At 70.4% G+C, this 21,407-nt stretch carries 21 protein-coding genes; 14 read left to right on the plus strand and 7 right to left on the minus strand.

The genetic code is table 11. From position 1 onward, the window contains the following. The first annotated feature begins 13 nt into the window (after positions 1–13). The 5 genes from ACM9LD_RS00600 to ACM9LD_RS00620 all read left to right on the plus strand — a co-directional run bounded on the left by ACM9LD_RS00600 (position 14) and on the right by ACM9LD_RS00620 (position 4,159). The gene (locus tag ACM9LD_RS00600; RefSeq protein WP_415674877.1) at positions 14–313 is read left to right on the plus strand and encodes a hypothetical protein; all 300 of its coding nucleotides are present in this window, start codon (positions 14–16) and stop codon (positions 311–313) included. Further along, positions 300–1,100, plus strand: a complete 801-nt coding sequence (locus ACM9LD_RS00605; protein ID WP_415674878.1) for a DeoR/GlpR family DNA-binding transcription regulator — start codon at positions 300–302, stop codon at positions 1,098–1,100. Before ACM9LD_RS00600 ends, ACM9LD_RS00605 begins: the two co-directional genes overlap by 14 nt. Further along, entirely contained in the window at positions 1,097–2,197 is a 1,101-nt protein-coding gene (galT, locus tag ACM9LD_RS00610) for a galactose-1-phosphate uridylyltransferase (protein WP_415674879.1), read from the plus strand. The genes ACM9LD_RS00605 and galT overlap by 4 nt, the downstream gene beginning before the upstream one ends. Beyond that, the gene (locus ACM9LD_RS00615) at positions 2,194–3,294 is read left to right on the plus strand and encodes a galactokinase (protein ID WP_415674880.1); all 1,101 of its coding nucleotides are present in this window, start codon (positions 2,194–2,196) and stop codon (positions 3,292–3,294) included. The genes galT and ACM9LD_RS00615 overlap by 4 nt, the downstream gene beginning before the upstream one ends. A gap of 94 nt (positions 3,295–3,388) precedes the next feature. After that, entirely contained in the window at positions 3,389–4,159 is a 771-nt protein-coding gene (locus ACM9LD_RS00620) for an aspartate/glutamate racemase family protein (protein ID WP_415674881.1), read from the plus strand. A 26-nt stretch (positions 4,160–4,185) separates the two neighbouring features. Here ACM9LD_RS00620 and ACM9LD_RS00625 read toward each other — a convergent pair whose 3' ends face one another. Beyond that, the gene (locus tag ACM9LD_RS00625; RefSeq protein ID WP_415674882.1) at positions 4,186–5,217 is read right to left on the minus strand and encodes an ATP-dependent 6-phosphofructokinase; all 1,032 of its coding nucleotides are present in this window, start codon (positions 5,215–5,217) and stop codon (positions 4,186–4,188) included. Positions 5,218–5,393: 176 nt separating this feature from the next. Here ACM9LD_RS00625 and ACM9LD_RS00630 point away from each other — a divergent pair, with 176 nt between their 5' ends. The 5 genes from ACM9LD_RS00630 (at position 5,394) to eno (ending at position 11,311) form a co-directional block, all read left to right on the plus strand. Beyond that, positions 5,394–6,356, plus strand: a complete 963-nt coding sequence (locus ACM9LD_RS00630) for a sugar-binding transcriptional regulator (RefSeq protein ID WP_415674883.1) — start codon at positions 5,394–5,396, stop codon at positions 6,354–6,356. A gap of 56 nt (positions 6,357–6,412) precedes the next feature. Beyond that, on the plus strand, positions 6,413–7,843 hold the full coding sequence (gene pyk / locus ACM9LD_RS00635; RefSeq protein WP_415674884.1) for a pyruvate kinase: 1,431 nt from the start codon (positions 6,413–6,415) through the stop codon (positions 7,841–7,843). Positions 7,844–7,899: 56 nt separating this feature from the next. Beyond that, positions 7,900–8,928, plus strand: coding sequence for a class II fructose-bisphosphate aldolase (fbaA, locus tag ACM9LD_RS00640; RefSeq protein ID WP_415674885.1), 1,029 nt, complete (start codon positions 7,900–7,902; stop codon positions 8,926–8,928). Between the two features lie 80 nt (positions 8,929–9,008). After that, complete coding sequence (gene gap, locus ACM9LD_RS00645) at positions 9,009–10,028, plus strand: type I glyceraldehyde-3-phosphate dehydrogenase (protein ID WP_415674886.1); 1,020 nt, start codon at positions 9,009–9,011, stop codon at positions 10,026–10,028. Further along, entirely contained in the window at positions 10,025–11,311 is a 1,287-nt protein-coding gene (gene eno / locus ACM9LD_RS00650; RefSeq protein WP_415674887.1) for a phosphopyruvate hydratase, read from the plus strand. The genes gap and eno overlap by 4 nt, the downstream gene beginning before the upstream one ends. A gap of 13 nt (positions 11,312–11,324) precedes the next feature. Here eno and ACM9LD_RS00655 read toward each other — a convergent pair whose 3' ends face one another. Then, a complete protein-coding gene (locus ACM9LD_RS00655) occupies positions 11,325–12,482 on the minus strand; it encodes an aminotransferase-like domain-containing protein (protein WP_415674888.1) in 1,158 nt (385 codons plus the stop codon). A 68-nt stretch (positions 12,483–12,550) separates the two neighbouring features. Continuing rightward, complete coding sequence (gene glpK / locus ACM9LD_RS00660) at positions 12,551–14,110, minus strand: glycerol kinase GlpK (RefSeq protein WP_415674889.1); 1,560 nt, start codon at positions 14,108–14,110, stop codon at positions 12,551–12,553. 27 nt (positions 14,111–14,137) lie between these two features. On the opposite strand from glpK, the gene ACM9LD_RS00665 reads away from it, so the two are divergent. The 3 genes from ACM9LD_RS00665 to ACM9LD_RS00675 all read left to right on the plus strand — a co-directional run bounded on the left by ACM9LD_RS00665 (position 14,138) and on the right by ACM9LD_RS00675 (position 17,848). Continuing rightward, positions 14,138–15,952, plus strand: coding sequence for a glycerol-3-phosphate dehydrogenase/oxidase (locus tag ACM9LD_RS00665; RefSeq protein WP_415674890.1), 1,815 nt, complete (start codon positions 14,138–14,140; stop codon positions 15,950–15,952). Positions 15,953–16,059: 107 nt separating this feature from the next. Continuing rightward, positions 16,060–17,202, plus strand: coding sequence for a sensor histidine kinase (locus ACM9LD_RS00670; RefSeq protein WP_415674891.1), 1,143 nt, complete (start codon positions 16,060–16,062; stop codon positions 17,200–17,202). Between the two features lies 1 nt (position 17,203). Then, positions 17,204–17,848 (plus strand): response regulator, encoded by a 645-nt coding sequence (locus tag ACM9LD_RS00675; protein WP_415674892.1) that lies wholly within the window; start codon positions 17,204–17,206, stop codon positions 17,846–17,848. Between the two features lie 9 nt (positions 17,849–17,857). On the opposite strand, the gene ACM9LD_RS00680 is transcribed toward ACM9LD_RS00675, so the two are convergent. Beyond that, the gene (locus ACM9LD_RS00680) at positions 17,858–18,433 is read right to left on the minus strand and encodes an META domain-containing protein (protein ID WP_415674893.1); all 576 of its coding nucleotides are present in this window, start codon (positions 18,431–18,433) and stop codon (positions 17,858–17,860) included. Between the two features lie 50 nt (positions 18,434–18,483). After that, positions 18,484–20,121, minus strand: a complete 1,638-nt coding sequence (locus ACM9LD_RS00685; protein WP_415674894.1) for an MDR family MFS transporter — start codon at positions 20,119–20,121, stop codon at positions 18,484–18,486. A 128-nt stretch (positions 20,122–20,249) separates the two neighbouring features. On the opposite strand from ACM9LD_RS00685, the gene ACM9LD_RS00690 reads away from it, so the two are divergent. Next, a complete protein-coding gene (locus tag ACM9LD_RS00690; RefSeq protein WP_415674895.1) occupies positions 20,250–20,693 on the plus strand; it encodes an SRPBCC family protein in 444 nt (147 codons plus the stop codon). A gap of 13 nt (positions 20,694–20,706) precedes the next feature. On the opposite strand, the gene ACM9LD_RS00695 is transcribed toward ACM9LD_RS00690, so the two are convergent. Continuing rightward, positions 20,707–20,922 carry a dodecin gene (locus tag ACM9LD_RS00695; protein WP_415674896.1) on the minus strand — a complete coding sequence of 72 codons (216 nt, stop codon included), beginning with the start codon at positions 20,920–20,922 and terminating at the stop codon, positions 20,707–20,709. Positions 20,923–20,975: 53 nt separating this feature from the next. Continuing rightward, complete coding sequence (locus ACM9LD_RS00700; protein ID WP_415674897.1) at positions 20,976–21,365, minus strand: hotdog fold thioesterase; 390 nt, start codon at positions 21,363–21,365, stop codon at positions 20,976–20,978. Positions 21,366–21,407: the final 42 nt, after the last annotated feature.

The following is a 21,407-nucleotide window of genomic DNA, read 5'->3' on the forward strand; positions in this document are numbered from 1 at the left end:
GAGGAGCTGAACCATGACCAACGACAAGGGAACCGCGTCCGCTCCGGCGAAGAAGTCCACGAAGCTGGCGCTCCTGTCCGACATCCGCACCGTGATCGCCGCCCTGCTCGGGATCTACGGCGTCCTGCTCCTGATCGCCGGGTTCGTACCGTCGTTCGCCGAACTGGGTGCCCGCGAATTCGAGCACACGCCCGATCGTGTCGATATGGCGGCGGGCAGCGCCGGGAACCTGTGGGTGGGCGGCGCCCTCGTCCTCGTGGCCGTCGCCTTCGAGGTGTGGGCAGTGATGGGCGTGGGGCGTGCTCGCAGCTGATCGACGCCGGCTGATCCTCGAGGCGGCGGCGGCCCACGGCTCCGTCCGGGTGATCGACCTCGCGGCCGAGCTCGGCGTCTCCGAGATGACGATCCGCCGCGACCTCGACCGGCTCGACGAGGCCGGCGAGCTCGCCAAGGTGCACGGTGGGGCGGTCCTGCCCGGCGCCCGGGCCGGACGGGGCGTGGAGCCGCGGTCCGCGCAGAAGGCCGTCCGCGACACCGCCGAGAAGCGCGCCATCGCAACCGCCGCTGCAGTTCTCGTCGAGGACGGGATGACGGTGGCGGTCGGCGCCGGGACGACCACTCTCGAGCTCGCCCGCCTGCTGCGGGGCCGCCGCGTCGCCGTGGTGACCAATTCGATCTCGATCTTCCACGAGCTGACCGATCCCGACGACGCCGGCGCCGACCCGACCGGGGCGGCGGAGGTGCAGCTGACGGGCGGGCAGCGCACCCCGTCGGACGCGCTGGTGGGGCCCGTGGCGAACGCCATGCTCGAGCGCGTGCGCTGCGACCTCGCCTTCCTGGGCTGTCACGGGATCGACCCCGTGGCCGGGTTCACCTCGCCCAACATCGGTGAGGCCGAGACGAACCGGCGCCTCATCGGCAGCGCCCGGTCCACCGTGCTCCTCGCCGACCACACCAAGTACGGCGAGATCGGCGCCCACCTGTTCGCGCGCTTCGCCGACGCCGACGCCCTGATCGTCGACGACGGCCTGGGCGCCGTCGCCCGGGAGGCGTTGGCCGCCGCCGTCCCGCTCACCGTCGTGCCGGGAGGTGCCCCATGACCCGCGAGATCGCCGCCCCCACCGCATCCCGCCTCGCCGACGGCCGCGAGATCCTGTTCTTCTCCTCCGACGGTCCGCCGTCGATCGGCGTGGACCGCAGGGACCTCCCTGCGCGCCCGACGGTGCCGGTCACCACCGTGCGGCGCGATCCCACGACCGGCGATAACGTGATCATCGCGCCCGCGCGGCAGGAGCGGACCTACAAGCCACCGCGGACGATGTGCCCGCTCGACCCCGACCCGGCCGGGCTCTCGAGTGAGATCCCCGCTGCGGATTACGAAGTGGTGGTCTTCGAGAACCGCTTCCCCTCGCTCTCCGCCCCCGACGGCTACGCGGCGCCTGCGCCCGCGGCGGTGGACCCGTTGCGCCTCGAGGTGCCGGGTCTGGGCCGTTGCGAGGTGGTCTGCTTCAGCAGCGATCACGACGGATCCTTCGCCGGCCTCTCGCAGCGGCGGGCCAGGCTGGTGATCGATGCATGGAGTCACCGCACCGCGGACCTGCTGGCGCGCAGCGACATCGAGGAGGTGTACTGCTTCGAGAACCGCGGCGAGGAGATCGGCGTGACGCTCACACACCCCCACGGGCAGATCTACGGCTACCCCTTCCGGACCCGACGCACCTCCTCGTTGCTGCGCACCGCGGCGCAGTACCGCGCGGAGCACGGCGCGGACCTGTTCGAGGCGGTGCTCGCGTCCGAGATCGCCGACGGATCTCGGATCCTCGTCCGCACCCAGTACGTGACCGCCTTCGTGCCGTACGCCGCGAAGTGGCCCGCCGAGGTGCACGTCTACCCGAACCGGCACGTGCACAACCTGTCCGAGCTCACCGACGCCGAGGCCGACGACCTGGCAGCGGTCTACCTGGTGCTGCTCCGCGCCTTCGACGCGCTCTACGACGCGCCGCTGCCGTACATCGCCTCGTGGCACCAGTACCGATCCGGCTCCGCCGAGGGCTACCTGCACGCCGAGCTGTTCTCCATCCGCCGCAGCGCGGACAAGCTCAAATACCTCGCCGGCTCTGAGTCCGGCCGCGATGCCTTCGTCACGGACAAGACGCCGGAGGCCATCGCCGACGAGCTGCGGCGGGTGATCGGATGACGGTGCGCGCGTACGCCCCTGGGCGGGTGAACCTGATCGGCGAGCACACGGACTACAACGACGGGTTCGCGCTGCCCATCGCGCTGCAGCTCGGGACCGTGGCCGAGTTCGATCCGGCTGCGGGCGGTTCCGCGATCGAGGTCACCTCCGCCCAGGAGGGCGGTGCCGTGGCGGTACCGCTGGACACCCTCCCGGGGCAGGTGCGGGGTTGGGCCGGCTACGTCGCGGGGTGCGTGTGGGCGCTCCGCGAGCACGGCGTGTCCGTGCCGGGCGGAGCGCTGCGACTCCGCTCCGAGGTGCCGGTGGGGGCGGGGCTCTCGTCGTCCGCCGCCCTGGAGTGCGCGGTGCTGCTGGCCGTGCTCGAAGCGGCGCCGGGCCCTGTTCCGGATCGGACCGAGCTGGCGCGCATCGCGCAACGTGCCGAGAACGACTACGTCGGCGCGCCGACCGGCCTGCTCGATCAGATGGGAAGCCTGTTCGGTGCGGAGGACACGGCCCTGCTGCTCGACTTCCGTACGCTGGCGGTCGATCCCGTGCCCCTGCGCCTCGGTGACGACGTGCTGCTGGCGATCGACTCGCGGACGCCGCACCAGCACGCGGCGGGGGAGTACCGCCGTCGACGCGAGGCGTGCGAGGCCGCGGCCGCGGAGCTCGGCGTCGCGGCATTGCGCGATGCCCCGGACGATGCCTGGGAGTCGCTGCAGGACGAGGAGACCCGTCGCCGCGCCCGGCACGTGCTCACCGAGAACCGCCGCGTGCTCGATGCCGCCGCTGCGCTGCGCCGCGCGGATCACGCCGGCTTCGGCGCGCTCATGAACGCCTCGCAGGCGTCGATGCGCGACGACTTCGCGATCACCGTCCCCGCCATCGATCTCATCGCGGACACCGCGGTCGCGCTCGGTGCGTACGGCGCGCGGATGACGGGCGGCGGATTCGGCGGCACCGTCATCGCCCTGGCGCCCGCGGGCGCCGCCCGGCGCATCGCGGAGTCGCTTCCGCAGCGCATCGCCGCCGCCGGACATCCCGTGCCGACGGTGGCCGCGATCCGGCCGGCGCGCGGCGCCCACGTCCTGCCGGATGTGCGATCGCGTCCGTGATCCCCGTTCACCACCTCATCCGCGACTCGGAGCGTAGATTCCGCCGTACGGAATTCGGTGACCCGGTGGTGGGCCGGGCGGGAAGAGGTGCGGCATGGCGGTACGAGGAGGTGTCCTCGCGGCGGGGGTCCTCGCGGTGACGATCGCGGGATGCGGGAGCGCCGGCGACGGTGCGGCGGCGAGCTCGTCCAGCGCGGCGGCGCAGGTCAGGACCATCGTGCTCATCAATCCGAACTCCAGTGCGAGCGCGACTTCCTCGATGGTCGAGCTGGCGACGGCGGAGGCGCGCGGCGCGGCGAAGATCGTCGGCGTCACCAACGACGGTGCGCCCGCGCTCCTGACCACGCAGCAGGATATGGCGACCGCTGCGCGGGGCGTCGTCGAGCGCGGCGTCACGGCGGCGAAGGAGCCGGGCGTCGCGGCGATCATCGTCTCCGCGTTCAGCGATCCCGGGCTGGCGGAGCTGGACTCGGCGGTCTCGGTGCCCGTCTTCGGCATCGGTACGGAGGCCTTCCGGGAGGCCGCTGAGGGAGGCCGCGCGTTCGGCATCGCCACCGTCACGTCGGATCCCGCACTGGTGGAATCCTTCCGGCAGAAGGCCGCCGAGCTCGGCATCGAGGGCCAGTACCGCGGGGTTCGGGTCACGCCGGGCGATGCGACGCAGCTCGTGACGTCGCCGGACGCGCTCGACGCGGCGCTGCGCGATGCCGTGCGGCAGTCGGTGGATCAGGACGGTGCCCGCGCGGTGATCATGGGCGGCGGGCCGCTCTCACCGTCCGCCCTGCGGCTGCAGCCGCAGTTCGACGTGCCGCTCGTCGTGGCCGTGAACGCCGCGGTCCGGAGCGCGCTCAAGGCCGCCGGCTGAGTCACGGCGGGGCCGTCGGAGGGCGGTCAGCCGAAGAACTCGGCGGCGTCGTCGTAGCGCTCCCGCGGGACCCGCTTGAGCTGTTTGACGGCGTCGGCGAGGGGGACGAGGCCGATCTGGGTGCCCCGCAGGGAGACCATCTGCCCGGTTTTGCCGGCGTGGGCGGCGTCGGCGGCGTTGACGCCGTACCGGGTGGCGAGGACCCGGTCTGCCGGGGTCGGGGTGCCGCCGCGTTGGACGTGCCCGAGGACGGTGGTGCGGACCTCCTTGTTGATGCGCTTTTCGATTTCGACGCCGAGTTGGTGGGCGACGCCGGTGAAGCGTTCGTGGCCGAATTCGTCGGTGCCGCCGACGCGGAGTTCCATGGTGCCTTCGGCGGGTTTGGCGCCTTCGGCGACGACGACGATGAAGCTGGCGTGGCCGCGTTGGAAGCGGCGTTTGATCATGGTGCAGAGTTCTTCGACGTCGAAGGGGACTTCGGGGATGAGGACGGCGTGGGCGCCGGAGGCGAGCCCGGAGTTCAGGGCGATCCAGCCCGCGTGCCGGCCCATCACCTCCACCAGCATCACCCGCTGATGCGACTCTGCGGTCGAGTGCAGGCGGTCGATGGCGTCCGTCGCGATGGTCAGCGCGGTGTCGAAGCCGAAGGTCACGTCGGTGCAGTCGATGTCGTTGTCGATGGTCTTCGGCACCCCGACGACGGGGACGCCTTCGTCGGCGAGCCAGGAAGCGGCGGTCAGGGTGCCCTCGCCGCCGATGGGGATGAGGACGTCGATGCCGTTGTCGTCGAGGGTGGCCTTGATGCGGTCCAGGCCGGCTTTGAGGACGTCGGGGTGGGTGCGGGCGGTGCCCAGCATCGTGCCGCCCTTGGTGAGCAGGCGGTCGTTGCGGTCGTCGTTGGACAGCTGGATCCGGCGGTCCTCCAGGAGGCCGCGCCAGCCGTCCTGGAACCCGACGACGGCGGAGCCGTAGCGGGAGTCGCTGGTGCGGACCACCGCGCGGATCACCGCGTTCAGGCCCGGGCAGTCACCACCACCGGTCAACACTCCGATGCGCACATCTTCCCCTTCGTCTCTGGAGACGAGGCCGTCCGGCCGTCGTCGTTCTCGACTCATCAGACGCGGATCGGAACGTTTCGACAACGGCGGCGCCCATATGGGCGCGGATCGCCGTCCGGGGGAACTACGCTGAGGGCGGCGGACGTCCCGCCCACGACGTTGTTCAGGAGGCACCGATGGGGTCCATGGGGCCGGCCGAAGTCGTCCAGGCCGCCGCCATCGCGCGACGGTTCTACTTCGACGGGAAGTCGAAGATGGAGATCGGCGCCGAGTACGGACTGTCCCGGTACAAGGTGGCCAGGATCCTCGACGCTTGTCTCGAGTCGGGCCTGGTCCGCATCGAGATCAACACCGATGCCGCGATCGACGCGGACCTCTCGGAGCGGCTGCGCCGCGCCTACGGCCTGCGACGTGCGCTGGTCGCCACCGGCTCGTTCACCGACTTCGACGGACTGCGGCACGGCCTCGGGCGGGTGGCTGCGGACCTGCTCAGCGAGGTCGTGACCGAGTCCGACGTGCTCGGCGTCGGCTGGGGGCGCACCCTGGACGCCATGGCGCAGCACGTCCGCGACCTGCCGCCGTGCACGATCGTCCAGATGTCCGGCGTGGTGGGCGACGTGCAGGCCAGTTCGGTCGACCTGGTGCGCCAGCTGACCTCGGTCTCCCGCGGCCCGCAGTACCCCATCTACGCACCCCTGATCATGTCCGATCAGCGGATGAAGGCGGCCCTCGCGCGGCAGCCCGGCGTCGCCACCGCGATGGATCTGTGGAAGCGGATCACCGTCGCCGTGGTCGCGGTCGGCAGCCTCGATCTCACGGGCTCGCAGGTGTACGCGATGCTGTCGGATCAGGGCCGGGCGGAACTGGATTCGCTCAATGTCGCCGCCGAGCTGTGCGCCATCCAGTTCGACGCCGCGGGGCGCCCGGTGCGCACGAACTACAGTGGCCGCACGCTCGCCATCTCGTACCGGGAGCTGAGCGCGGTCGACGAGGTCATCGCCATCGCCGGCGGCCACCAGAAGGTGGAGGCCATCCGCGCGAGCCTCATCAGCGGGGTGGTCACGTCCCTGGTCACCGATCGCGAGACCGCGATCTCGCTGCTGCGCGTCGCGCCGGCCGAATCCGCGGATCGCGCCTGATGCCCATATGGGCGTGACGGTTGTCACCTCGATCCGGGGTGCATACGTTCCGTCCTGTGACTCGTCGAACCAAGATCGTCTGCACCCTGGGCCCCGCTGTCGGAACCGAGGAGAAGGTTCTTGCTCTCGTGGAGGAGGGCATGGACGTTGCGCGCCTGAATTTCAGCCATGGTGAGCACGCCGATCACGGCGTGAACTACGAGCGGGTCCGTTCCGCCTCGGATAGGACCGGCCGTGCGGTCGGGATCCTCGCGGATCTGCAGGGGCCGAAGATCCGGCTGGGCCGGTTCGCCGGCGATGGCCGGACCGTGTGGGAGACGGGTGAGACGGTGCGGATCACCGTCGACGATGTGGTGGGCACGCATGATCGGGTCTCCACCACGTACAAGGAGTTGGCGCAGGACGCCCGCCCGGGTGACCGGTTGTTGGTCGATGACGGCAAGGTCGGCCTGAAGGTGGTCTCGGTCGACGGCAACGATGTGGTGTGTGAGGTCACCGAGGGCGGCCCGGTGTCGAACAACAAGGGCGTGTCGTTGCCGGGGATGAATGTCTCGGTTCCGGCGTTGTCGGAGAAGGACATCGAGGATCTGGAGTTCGCGCTCGAGCTGGGTGTGGATTTCATCGCGTTGTCGTTCGTGCGGTCGCCGGCGGATATCGAGCGGGTGCATGCGGTGATGGACCGGGTGGGCCGGCGGATTCCGGTGATCGCGAAGTTGGAGAAGCCGGAGGCGATCGAGAACCTGGAGGCGGTGATCCTGGCGTTCGATGCGGTGATGGTCGCCCGGGGTGATCTGGGTGTGGAGTTGCCGCTGGAGGAGGTGCCGCTGGTGCAGAAGCGGGCGATTCAGATCGCGCGGGAGAACGCGAAGCCGGTGATTGTCGCCACGCAGATGCTGGAGTCGATGATCGAGAACAGCCGTCCGACCCGGGCGGAGGCCTCGGATGTGGCGAACGCGGTGCTCGATGGTGCGGATGCGGTGATGCTCTCCGGTGAGGTGTCGGTGGGCAAGTACCCGATCGAGACCGTGCGCACCATGGCCAAGATCGTCTGCGCCGTCGAGGACGTGGAGGACGGTGCGCCGTCCGTCCCGCCGCTCAACCACGTGCCGCGCACCAAGCCGGGGATCCTCTCGTACGCCGCCCGCGACATCGGCGAGCGGCTCAACGCCAAGGCGCTCGTCGCGTTCACCCAGTCGGGTGACACCGTGCGGCGCCTGGCCCGGCTGCACACCCGCCTGCCGCTGCTGGCGTTCACGCCGCTGCCCGAGGTCCGCAGCCAGCTCGCCCTGTCCTGGGGCACAGAGACCTTCCTCGTGGACGGTGTGGACAGCACCGACGCCATGATCCGGCAGGTCGACCACTCGTTGGAGGGGATCGGCGGCTACTCCACGGGCGATCAGGTCGTCATCGTCGCCGGCGCTCCTCCCGGGACGGTCGGCTCGACCAACCTGATCCACGTGCACCGCATCGGCGAAGACGACCACTGAGCGCCTGATTCTCCGCCACTCCCACGACTTCCACTCAGCTACAGAAGGACACAACCATGCCCATCGCCACCCCCGAGGCCTACCGGGAGATGCTGGACCGCGCCCGGGAGGGCGGTTACGCCTATCCGGCGATCAACTGCACGTCGAGCGAGACGATCAACGCGGCGATCAAGGGTTTCGCCGATGCGGGCAGTGACGGGATCATCCAGTTCTCCACCGGCGGTGCCGAGTTCGGTTCCGGGTTGGGTGTCAAGGACATGGTGGTCGGTGCGGTCGCGCTCGCCGAGTTCGCGCACGTGGTGGCGGCGCAGTACGACGTGACGGTCGCCCTGCACACTGATCATTGCCCGAAGGACAAGCTCGACAGCTATGTTCGGCCGCTGCTGGCGATCTCGCAGGAGCGGGTGGACAAGGGCCAGAACCCGCTGTTCCAGTCGCACATGTGGGACGGGTCGGCCGTGCCGCTGGAGGAGAACCTCGAGATCGCGCAGGAACTGCTGGCGAAGTCGAAGGCCGCGAAGATCATCCTGGAGATCGAGATCGGCGTGGTCGGCGGCGAGGAGGACGGCGTCGAGAACGAGATCAACGACAAGCTGTTCACCAGCAACGAGGACTTCGCGAAGACCGTCGACGCGCTGGGGGCCGAGGGCTACCTGCTCGCGGCGACGTTCGGCAACGTCCACGGCGTGTACAAGCCGGGCAACGTGAAGCTGCGGCCCGAGGTCCTCCGCGACGGCCAGACCGTCGCCTCGGAGAAGCTGGGCCTGCCGGCGGGCAGCAAGCCCTTCGATTTCGTCTTCCACGGCGGTTCGGGCTCGCTGAAGAGCGAGATCGAGGAGTCGCTGTCCTATGGCGTGGTGAAGATGAACGTCGACACCGATACCCAGTACGCGTTCACCCGTCCGGTGGCGGGGCACATGTTCGCCAACTACGACGGGGTGCTCAAGATCGACGGTGAGGTCGGCAACAAGAAGACCTACGACCCCCGCTCCTACCTGAAGAAGGCGGAGACGTCGATGGCCGAGCGGGTCGTCGAGGCGTGCAACGACCTGCACTCCGCCGGCAAGTCCATCAGCACGAACTAGCCGAAACCGGCTGCATTCCAGACTCATCCCGTCCGACGCCGCGGAGACACCGCGCACGGACACATCTGAAAGGAACAACCATGACGATTCGCGTAGGCATCAACGGATTCGGCCGGATCGGCCGCAACTTCTTCCGGGCCGTCGCCGCCCAGAAGGCCCTCGGCGGCGCCACCGACATCGAGATCGTCGCGGTCAACGACCTCACCGACAACGCCATGCTGGCGCACCTCCTCAAGTTCGACTCCATCCTCGGCCGCCTCGACGCGGACGTGGTCGCCGACGGCGACTCCATCCGCGTCGGCGACCAGGTGATCAAGGCCCTCGAGGTCCGCGAGGGACCGTCGGCGCTGCCCTGGGGCGACCTCGGCGTGGACGTCGTCGTCGAGTCGACGGGCATCTTCACCGCCCGCGACAAGGCCCAGGGCCACCTCGATTCCGGCGCCAAGAAGGTCGTCATCTCCGCTCCCGCCTCGGGCGAGGACATCACCATCGTCATGGGCGTCAACGACGACAAGTACGACGGCACCCAGAACATCATCTCCAACGCCTCCTGCACCACGAACTGCCTCGGCCCGCTGGCGAAGGTGGTCAACGACGAGTTCGGCATCGTCAGCGGCCTCATGACCACGGTCCACGCCTACACCCAGGACCAGAACCTGCAGGACGGCCCGCACAAGGACCCGCGCCGCGCTCGCGCCGCCGCGATCAACATCGTGCCCACCTCGACCGGCGCGGCCAAGGCGATCGGCCTCGTCCTGCCCGAGCTCAAGGGCAAGCTCGACGGCTACGCGCTCCGCGTGCCGATCCCCACCGGCTCGGTCACCGACCTCACCGTCGAGCTGGGCAAGCGCGCCACGGCCGATGAGATCAACGCCGCGCTCAAGGCCGCGGCCGAGGGGAAGCTCAAGGGCATCCTCAAGTACTACGACGCCCCGATCGTCTCCTCCGACATCGTCACCGACCCGCACAGCTCGCTCTTCGACGCCGGCCTCACCAAGGTGATCGACAACCAGGCCAAGGTCGTCTCCTGGTACGACAACGAGTGGGGCTACAGCAACCGTCTCGTGGATCTCACCGGCCTGGTGGGGAAGTCGCTGTGACGACCGCCGGCGAGATCGTCCAGGTAGGCGCCCGCGAGATCCTCGATTCCCGTGGTAACCCCACGGTTGAGGTGGAGATCGTGTTGGCCGATGGCAGCTTCGCCCGTGCGGCGGTGCCTTCGGGTGCGTCGACCGGTGAGCATGAGGCTGTGGAGCTGCGCGATGGTGGTGAGCGGTACGGCGGCAAGGGTGTGACGAAGGCCGTTGAGGGTGTGCTGGAGGTGATCGCTCCGGAGGTGATCGGCATTCCCGCGGATGAGCAGCGGATCATCGACCAGACTTTGCTGGATCTGGATGGGACCCCGGATAAGAGCCGGCTGGGGGCGAACGCCCTGCTGGGTGTGTCGCTGGCGGCGTCGAAGGCGGCGGCGGAGTCGGCGGCGCTGCCGTTGTTCCGGTACATCGGTGGCCCGAACGCGCACATCCTGCCGGTGCCGATGATGAACATCCTCAACGGCGGCGCGCATGCCGATAGTGGTGTGGATGTGCAGGAGTTCATGGTCGCGCCGATCGGTGCGGAGACCTTTAAGGAGTCGCTGCGCTGGGGCACGGAGGTGTATCACGCGCTGAAGTCGGTGCTCAAGAGCAAGGGGCTGAACACGGGCCTGGGCGATGAGGGTGGTTTCGCGCCGTCGGTCGCCGGCACCCGGGAGGCGCTGGAGCTGATCTCGGAGGCCATCGCCAAGACGGGCCTGACGCTCGGCTCGGATGTGGCGCTCGCGCTGGATGTGGCGGCGACGGAGTTCTACACGCCGGAGGGCTACAAGTTCGAGGGCAAGACGCTCAGCGCCGCCGAGATGGGCGAGTTCTACGCGAAGCTGATCGGGGAGTTCCCGCTGGTGTCGATCGAGGATCCGCTCTCGGAGGATGATTGGGAGGGTTGGGTCGACCTCACGGACGCGATCGGCGACAAGATCCAGCTCGTCGGCGATGACCTGTTCGTCACCAACCCGGAGCGGCTCGAGGACGGTATCGCCCGGGGTGCCGCGAATGCGCTGTTGGTGAAGGTCAATCAGATCGGCACGCTGACGGAGACGCTGGATGCGGTGGCGCTGGCGCACAACAACGGTTACAAGAGCATGATGAGTCACCGTTCGGGTGAGACGGAGGACACCACCATCGCCGATCTGGCGGTGGCGGTGGGCTCGGGGCAGATCAAGACCGGTGCCCCGGCCCGCAGTGAGCGGGTCGCGAAGTACAACCAGCTGCTGCGCATCGAGGAGGAGTTGGGCGACGCCGCACGGTACGCCGGCGACACCACTTTCCCGCGCTACGGAGCCTGACGGCCCCGTCCGATCACAGCACCGTCGACAGTCGCCGGACGGCCTCGCGGAGGTCGTCCGGCGATCCGGTCGTGAAGCACAGGCGCAGGGCGTGATCGAGGTCCCGCTGCACCGCGAAGGCGGATCCGGGCACGTAGGCCACGCCGGCGTCCACGGCCGCGCTGAGGGCGTGGGATGTCGTTGTGCCGTCAGTGAACTCGCCCCAGAGGAACATTCCGCCCTCGGGCGTGGTCGGGCGCAGCCGGTCGCCGAAGGCGTCGACGAGCGCGGCGTGCAGAGCCAGCGCCCGCTCCGCGTAGACCGCGCGGATTCCGTTGACGTGCGCGTCGAGCCAGGCGGTGTCCGCGAGCAGCTCGGCCGCGATGGCCTGGGTGAGGCTCGAGCCGCACAGGTCGGCGCCCTGTTTGAGCCGCTCCACGAGCGCGAGAACGGCAGCGTCGCCGTGCATCCAGCCCACCCGTAGCGACGGCGCGACGATCTTCGACGCGCTCGACAGGCGCAGGACCCGGTCCGAGAACGCGGCGACGGGCGGCACTGTCGAACCCGCGAAGCGCAGCTCGCCGTACGGATCGTCTTCGATGATCCAGAAGCCGAATTCGTCGGCGAGGCGGGCGAGTTCGCGCCGCCGCTCCTCGGACAGGGTGGCGCCGCCGGGGTTGTGGAAGTTCGAGACGGTGTGCACGACCCGGACCCGCTCGCGCTCCAGCAGCGGACGCAGCTCGTCGACGCGCATCCCGTCGGCGTCCATCGGCACGCCGATGACGCGCGCGCGAGTCGTGTCGAACGCCTGCAGCGCGCCGATGTACCCGGGGTCCTCGACGATCACCGTGTCACCGGGGTCGAGCAGCGCCTGGGCCAGGAGCGAGAGCGCCTGCTGGGAGCCGTGCGTGACGACGACCGCGCCCGCGTCGCGGCCCAGCGCCGCGGACTCCCGCGCGTGCACCACCTCCCGGAGCGCGGGCGCACCGGTGGTCACGCCGTACTGCAGCGCCGACGGCGATCGCAGCGCGGCCGCCGCCGCGCGGGCCACCCGTGCGGCGGGCAGCAGGTCCGCCGCCGGCAGGCCGCCGGCGAGGGAGATGACCCCGGGACGTTCGGTCACGGCGAGCAGATCGCGGATCGCCGAGCCGCGCACGGCCCGGACGGACTGGGAACCGGTTTCCTCGGACATGTGAGCACTTTCTCAACAAAGTCTCCCAATTGTCGAGATAGTTATCTCACTATATGAACACGCGCTGGTCAGGCCCAGTTCAGCGTGCGCTCCACCGCGCGGTTCCACTCGCCGAACAGGTGCTCGCGCTCGTCGGCGGGCATCGTCGGCAACCAGCGGGCATCCTCCGCCCAATTGGTACGGATCTCGTCGAGCGTCCACACCCCGGTCGCGTAGCCGGCCGCATAGGCGGCACCGAGCGCGGTGGTCTCGATGATCCGCGGCCGGATGACGGGAACGTCCAGCACGTCGGCCTGGAACTGCATCAGGGTGTCGTTGACGACCATGCCGCCGTCGACCCGCAGCTCGGTGAGCGGGATGCCGCTGTCGCCGTTCATCGCCTCGATGACCTCGCGCGACTGATAGGCGGTGGCCTCCAGGGCGGCCCGCGCGATGTGGCGCTTGTCCGAGAAGCGCGTCAGCCCCACGATCACGCCGCGGGCGTCCGGCCGCCAGCGCGGCGCGAACAGCCCGGAGAAGGCGGGCACCACGTACACCCCGCCGTTGTCGGGGACGCCGGTGGCGAGCTCCTCGACCTCGGGCGCCGCCGAGATGATGCCGAGATTGTCGCGCAGCCACTGCACCAGCGAGCCGCTCACCGCGACGGACCCCTCCAGCGCGTACACGGTGGCCTCGTCGCCGAGTTTGTAGCAGACCGTCGTCAGGAGGCCGTGTTCGCTGAAGATCGGTCGCTCGCCCGTGTTGAGGAGCAGGAAGTTGCCCGTGCCGTAGGTGTTCTTGGCCGAGCCCTCGTCGAGCGCCGCCTGGCCGAACATCGCGGCCTGCTGATCGCCCAGGATGCCGGCGATCGGCACGCCGCCGAAGACGCCGCGCTCGCGGACGGTGCCGTAGACCTCGGCGCTGGAGCGGATCTCGGGCAGCATCGCCATGGGGATCCCCATCGCCGCGCACGTCGCCGGATCCCAGGCGCCGTCCGCCAGGTTCATCAGCATCGTCCGCGACGCGTTGGTGATGTCGGTGACGTGCAGCGGGCGGGCGGTGTCGCTGCGCTCGGTCCCGGTGCCGAAGTCGTCGTCGGTGGTCAGGTTCCACACCAGCCACGAGTCGATGGTCCCGGCGCACAGCTCGCCGCGCTCGGCGCGCTCCCGCGCACCGTCGACGTGATCGAGGATCCAGGCGATCTTGGGGCCCGAGAAGTACGTGGACAGCGGCAGGCCGCACGAGGCCTTGAACCGGTCGCGGTCCGGCTCGTCGAGGCCGACGGCCGCGAGCTCCTCGCACAGCGCGTCGGTGCGGGTGTCCTGCCAGACGATGGCGTTGTGGATCGGAACCCCCGTGGCGCGGTCCCAGACGACCACCGTCTCCCGCTGGTTGGTGATGCCGACGGCCGCGATGTCGGTCGCGGTGAGGTCGGAGGCCGCGAGCGCCTCCGCGCACACCAGGCGCGTGTTCACCCATATCTGCGTGGCGTCGTGCTCCACCCAGCCGCCGCGTGGGAAGATCTGGTCGTGTTCCCGTTGTTCGGAGGCCACGATGGTCCCGTGCCGATCGAAGATGATGCACCGCGTCGAGCTGGTGCCCTGATCGATTGCGGCGACGAACTGCGGGTCGCGCGAGGAAAGAGCCACGACCGAATACTGACATGGTGATCACTGATGAACGCTGCCAACCCTGAAACCGCCACGACTCCGGGCACTTCCGGAGCGGCGTCCGCGGGTGTCGCGACCACCGCGTCGCTGCTGTCGCCGGAGTACCGGGCGCAGGCCTGGGACCGGCTCGGCGCGGAGGAGTTCGACGTCGTCGTGATCGGCGGCGGCATCGTCGGCGTGGGCTCGGCCCTGGACGCCGCCACCCGCGGTCTCAAGGTGGCGCTCGTGGAGGCCCGCGACTTCGCGTCGGGCACCAGCTCGCGCAGCTCGAAGATGTTCCACGGCGGCCTCCGCTACCTCGAGCAGCTGGAGTTCGGCCTGGTCCGCGAGGCCCTGCACGAGCGCGAGCTCTCGCTCTCGACGCTGGCGCCGCACCTGGTCAAGCCGCTGCCCTTCCTCGCGCCGCTCACCAAGCGCGTCATCGAGCGGCCCTACATGGCCGCCGGCATGTTCCTCTACGACACCATGGGCGGCGCCAAGTCGGTCCCCGCGCAGAAGCACCTCACCCGCGCCGGCGCCCTGCGCCTCGCGCCCGGCCTCAAGCGCGGTGCGCTGGTCGGCGGCATCCGCTACTTCGACACCGTCGTCGACGACGCCCGGCACACCATGACCGTCGCCCGGACCGCGGCGCACTACGGCGCCGTCGTCCGCACGTCGACGCAGGTCGTCGACTTCCTCCGCGAGGCCGATCGGGTGTCCGGCGTCGTCGTCCGCGACAGCGAGACCGGCGCCACCACCGAGGTCCGCTCGACCGTCGTCATCAACGCCACCGGCGTGTGGACCGACGAGCTGCAGGCCCTCTCGCACCAGAAGGGCCGGTTCCGGGTCCGCGCGAGCAAGGGCGTGCACATCCTGGTGCCGCGCGACCGCATCGTCAGCGACGTGGCGTTGATCCTGCGCACCGAGAAGAGCGTGCTGTTCGTGATCCCGTGGGGCATCCACTGGATCATCGGCACCACCGACACCGACTGGAACCTCGACCTGGCGCATCCCGCGGCCACGGCGACGGACATCGACTACATCCTCGACCATGTGAACAAGGTGCTCATCACCGAGCTCACCCGCGACGACATCACCGGCGTCTACGCGGGCCTGCGCCCCCTGCTGGCGGGGGAGTCGGACGAGACGTCGAAGCTGTCGCGCGAGCACGCGGTGGCGGCCATCGCGCCCGGCCTCGTGACCATCGCGGGCGGCAAGTACACCACCTACCGGGTCATGGGATCCGACGCCGTCGACGCCGCGGAGGCGTACCTGCCGCACAAGATCCCGGCGTCCTGCACGGAGAAGGTGCCGCTGCTCGGCGCCGACGGCTACTACGCCCTCACCAACCAGACCACGTCGATCGCCCGCGAGCACGACGTGCACCCGCACCGCGTGACGCACCTGCTCAATCGGTACGGGTCGCTCATCGGCGACGTGCTCGCGCTGGCCGAGGCCGACCGCGGCCTGCTGGAGCCGCTCGCCGGAGCCCCGCAGTACCTGCGGGTGGAGGCCCTGTACGCAGCAAAGGCCGAGGGGGCGCTGCACCTCGAGGACGTGCTGGCCCGCCGCACGCGGATCTCCATCGAGTACCCGGACCGCGGGCTCGAGGCCGCCGCCGAGGTGGCCGACCTCATCGCGCCGGTGCTGGGCTGGTCGCCCGCGGACGTCGCGCGGGAGCTCGAGAACTACGGGGCGCGCGTCGCCGCCGAGATCGAATCGCAGGGCATGCCCGACGACGAGACGGCCGACGCCCTGCGGGCCGCCGCGCCCGAGGCGCGGAGCGAGATCCTCGAGCCCGTGCCGGTGCCCGGCGTCGAGCACGGGGCGTTCCGGCAGTAGCCGTGCGTCGCGCGCCCGGCCCGTCTCGGCCGAACGGCTCAGCCGTCCTCGAGGGATTCGGTCCTTCGGTGGAGTCGGGGGCGCCCGCGCTACGGCAGAGTCGCGTCATGATCATGACGCGAGCGGATCGGGTCATGCTCGCCCTGGTCCTCGCGGGAGGGTGGGCGATCGGAACGACGATCTCCCTCGTCATCGACTCGACCCCGCCGTCCCTGGTCCTGAACGCGGTGGCGTCCCTGGGGGGTGCCGTCACCGTGTGGGCGGAGATCCGCGGGGCGAACGCGGCATGGTCATGGGGTGGGGCGGTGGTCGCCGCCGTGGCGTTCACGGCGGCGGCCGCAGGCCCCTCCGGAACTCCGCTCTGGCTCGCCGGGGCGAGCTGGATCTTCGTGATCGTCGCCGGGATCACGGCGTCGTACGCGGATACCTCCCTCGACGGGGTTCTCGAGCTCGCGGCCGGTGTGCTCGCGGTCGTCCCCATCATCCCGCTGGCGGTGGAGGACCCGAGGCTCCTGGTGCTCGCCTTCCTCCTGGCCGGCGCGGTGAACGCGGCCGTCATGTTCGGGCACCGGCACCGGACGGCGGAGCGTCGACTCGAGGAGACCCGGGTGGAGGTGCAGCTGGCGGAGCGCACTGCGATGGCGCGCGAGCTGCACGACGTCATCGCCCACGAGGTGACGGGGATCGTGGTGCTGGCCCAGGCGGGGATCGCCGCGGGCTCGGACTCCACCGGCACGCTCGAGCGGATCGAGCGCAGCGGCGCGCGCGCCCTCGCGGACATCCGCGCCATGGTCGGGACCCTGCGGGAGCCCGCCGACGTCCCTGCGCCGCTCGCGCCCTCGGCGTCCGCCACGTTCGGATTGCGCACCGCGCTCGCCGACCTCTCGCGGGACACGCCGGGGGAGCGGATCACGGTGGCGGTCGACCCCGCGGCGGACGGCGAGGACGTGCCCGACCTCGTCCGGCTGGTCGCACACCGCGTGGTCACCGAGGGGGTCACCAATGCCCGGCGGCACGCGCCCGGCGGGAGCGTGCGGATCACCGTCGGACGGAACGCGCGGGAGATCCGGGTCGACGTGGCCGACGACGGCCCGGCCGACGGCGGGGTCCCGGGTCCCGGGCCGGGCGGGGGCACGGGCCTGGCGGGCCTGACGGAGCGGGCGGCCACCGTCGGGGGAGACGTCAGCTACGGGCCCGACGGGAGCGGTTGGCGCCTCAGCGCGACCCTGCCGTTGCACGGGGTGCGCTGACGTGACGATCAGGGTGGTACTGGCCGACGACCAGGAGATGGTGCGGATCGGGTTCGCGATGATCCTCGGGGCGGCACCGGACATGGAGGTCGTGGGGCAGGCGTCCGACGGTGTCGAGGCGGTCTCGGTGATCGCCGAGACGCGCCCCGACGTGGCCCTGCTCGACATCCGGATGCCTCGCCTCGACGGCATCGAGGTGAGCCGGCGCGTCGTCGAGTCGTCGACGCGGGTCGTCATCGTCACGACCTTCGGCGAGCCCGATTACGTCGACGCGGCGCTCGGTGCGGGCGCCTCGGGTTTCCTGCTCAAGGACGCCGGCCCCGACCTGCTCATCGCAGCGGTCCGCGCCGCGGCGACCGGGGACGCCCTGATCAGTCCGGAGCTGACCGTCGACCTGTTGGCGCGGAGCCGGGCGTCCGGCCGGCGCGACGCCGCGGCCGCCGTTGCCCTCGCGGAGTTGACCGCACGCGAGCGGGAGGTGGCCCAGTGCGTGGCCCGCGGCCGCACGAACGCCGAGATCGCCGACGAACTGGTGATCAGCCTGGGCACCGTCAAGACGCACCTCGGGGCGATCACGCGCCGGCTGGGGGCGCGCAATCGGGTCGAGGTCGCCGCGGCGATGTGGGCCGCCGGCGAAATGGACTGACGCCGCGGGTCAGCGGGTGAGCGGCGTCCCCGACGGGGCGGTGATGCTCGTCGACGGGGCGGCCGCCGAGGGGTTCGTCGTCGCCGCGGCCGAAGCGCTCGCGGTGGGGGCGGCGCTCGACGAGGCGCCCGCCGGCGTCAGGACGAACGTCCACGCCCGGTTGTTGTCGGGGTCGGTGAGCACCAGCTCGGTACCGTTGCGCGACCAGATCCGTTCGCCCTTGAGCGCCTCGCTGATCGCGGTCTGCGTGCCCTTGGGGTCCGTGCAGTAGCGCTGCGTGGCCGCGAGGCCGGCACCGAAGTCCACGCGGTCCGCGGTGGCCAGCGACGTCGCGGTGCCGGTGAGGGTGTTGCACGAATCGTTGCCCGTGATGTTCGAGCCGCGGACCCAGAACCAGGCCGTCGGATCGGACTTGAGCCGCCACTGCGAGCCCACGAGCGCGGGCTTCGACGGTGCCGACGACGCGGCCGGTGCGCCGCTGGTCGAGGCGGCCGGATCGGCGCCGGCGGAGGCGGCGCATCCGGCCGTGAGGACCGCGGCACCCGCGAGCAGCGGAAGGGCGAGGGAGGCGGTATTACGCATCATGAATGCGATTATGCCGCCTCACCCGCCCCTTGCGCACCTTCAGTTACACCCTAGTTGGTCTTGCTGATCCCCACGCGGGCCCTGCCGCTGTCCTTCACCGCACCGCCGACGAGGTCGTTCGTGCTGGTGGGAGCGGTGATCGCGGGCCCGTCCGCGGGCTCGTCCTGGGGAGCGGCCTGAGCGCCGGGCTCCAGGTCGAGCGTGGTGCGGAGCGGCTTGTTGGGGAGCATCGCGACCGCGATCAGCGTGACGAGCGCGCACGCCGTCGACACCAGGAAGATCCTGCCGGTCGCGTCGCCGAACGCGGCGTTGGTGATCTCCGCGATGAGCGGGCTGTGCGGATCGCGGACGTGGTTCGCCACCACGCCCTCCTTCACCAGCTCGGTGACGCGAGCGGTGAGGATCGCGCCCAGGGCGGAGACGCCGATCGCGCCGCCGAAGGTCCTGAAGAAGGCGACCGAGCTGGACGCCGCGCCGATGTTCTGCACGCTCACCGTGTTCTGCACGGCGAGCACGAGGTTCTGCATCAGCGCGCCGACGCCGAAGCCCATGATCGCGATGTAGACCTGCACCTGCCAGATCGGCGTCAGGTGGTCGATGCTGCTGAGCAGGGCGAATCCGGCGACCATGACGATCGCGCCGCCGACGACGAACCGCTTCCACTTACCGAACCGGGTGATCAGCTGGCCGGACGCGACCGACGAGAACAGCATGCCGACCACCATCGGGATCGTGAGGACGCCTGCCATCGTCGGGCTGTAGCCGCGCGAGTTCTGGAAGTACAGCCCGAGGAAGGACATGGCGCCGAACATGCCGACGCCGACGGCGATCGAGGCGATGATCGCGAGCGCGGTGGTGCGCTCGGTGATGATGCCGATCGGGATGATCGGGTCCTTGGCGCGCAGCTCGACGGACACCGTCGCGACGAGCAGTGCGAAGCCGGTGATCAGGTACACCGCCGACGACGTGGAGACCCAGCCGTAGTTCTTGCCGGCGAAGGAGACCCAGATGAGCAGCACGGACACGCCGGCGGTCAGCAGCATCGCGCCGAGCCAGTCGATCGAGACGTCGTCCTTGCGGGTCGACGGCAGGTGCAGCGTGCGCTGGATGAGGATCAGCGCGGCGACGGCGAGCGGGACGCTGACGTAGAAGCACCAGCGCCAGCCGATGTGGTCGGTGATCACGCCGCCCAGGATCGGGCCGCCGGCCATCGACACGCCCATGACGGCGCCCATGTAGCCGGAGTACCGGCCGCGCTCACGGGGCGGGACGATGCTGCCGATGATGGCGACGACCAGCGCGGTCAGGCCGCCCATGCCGATGCCCTGGATCACGCGGGCGACGAGCAGTACCTCGACGTTCGGGGTGGCGCCGGCGAGGACCGACCCGGCCACGAAGATGATGATCGCGGCCTGGACCAGGACCTTCTTGTTGAACAGGTCGGCCAGCTTGCCCCAGATCGGGGTCGACGCGGCGTTCGCCAGGAGGGCGGTGGTGATCACCCAGGAGAACGCCGTCGTCGATGCGCCGAGGTCGGCGATGATGCGCGGCAGCGCCGTGGAGACGACGGTGGTGCTCAGCAGCGCCGTGAACAGTGCGGCCAGCAGGCCCGCCATGACCTCGAGGATCTCCCGGTGCGTCATGGGGGCCGAGGCCTGTGGTTCGGCTTCCGCCGTGATCTCGGACATCGGGACCTTCCTTCAAAGCTCTAAGCAATAACGTGCAGGGTGCAACTGTAACTACGGCGAAGATATTCCGCCACCTCATTACCTGTGACTCAGCTCGCAATGGATGGAACATGTTCTAGGTTGGTGGCATGGCCTTCACCATCGATCACAGCCGCGAGATCGCCGCCCCGCCCGCCCTCGTCTGGCAGGCGCTCACCGACTTCGACGCCTACGGGCAGTGGAACCCCTTCGCCGTCGAGGCCGCGTGCGACCTGCGGCCCGGCGGCGCGATCACCATGCGGGTGGCGCTGCGCCCCCCGAAGGTGATGACGCAGAAGGAGTGCATCGTCTCCGTCGACGAGGGCCGCGGCTTCGCGTACGCCATGAAGCCCGCGCCCGCCGGGCTGCTGCGCAGTATCCGCGAGCAGGACATCGTCGACCTCGGGGGCGGCCGGTCGCGCTACACCTCGCACTTCCAGCTCGACGGTCCGCTGTCGCCGCTCGTCGGCGCGCTGCTCGGCGCGCACCTGCGCCGCGGCTTCGACGGCAACGTCGACGGGCTCGTCCGGCAGGCGGAGAAGCTCGCCCGCTGATCCGGGGGTCGGGTCAGTCGGCGCCGTCCATCCGGAAGCCGATCTTGACCGTCACCTGGGTGTGCGCGACGGCGCCGTTCTCGATGTGACCCCGGGTGGACACCACCTCGAACCACTCCAGGTTCCGTATCGTCTGCGAGGCGCGGCCGACCGCGTTCGCCACGGCCGCGTCGTACCCCTCGGTGGAGGTGCCGACGACTTCGATGACTCGGTACACGTTGTTCGTCATACCTCCCCATACTCCGCTTCCAGTGCCGCCGGGGAGGCGGAACGGCGAGGTCGCTAGCGCGCGCGGACGCGCCGGGTGAACCGGGCGGTGGCGCGGGCGATCACCTGTTCCTCGGGGTCGGTGACCCGGATGACGAAGATGTCCTCCTTGGGGAGCCGCTCGCCGACGCTCGCCTCGGCGCGCAGGGCGTCGCCGAGACGGGTGGGACGCAGGTAGTCGATGTGGATCGCGCTGGCGACGCCGGTGTGCTCGTCGTCGTTCGCCGCCGCGGCGACGGCCGTGCCCACGAGGGCGAAGACGAAGGCGCCGTGGGTGGTGTCGTGCGGGTTGAGGTGGTCCTCGGTGACGGTCGCCGTCGACACCGCCCGGCCGCCGCCGTGCCCGGTGACCTCGATCCCGAGGAACTGCGCGTAGCGGTCGACGGGCTGCTGCGGGGTGCTCATCGGTCCATCTTCTCCGATCGGGCATCGGCCGCCGCGAGCGCG

Source organism: Tsukamurella hominis, from assembly GCF_965137015.1.
Classification (GTDB): domain Bacteria; phylum Actinomycetota; class Actinomycetes; order Mycobacteriales; family Mycobacteriaceae; genus Tsukamurella; species Tsukamurella hominis.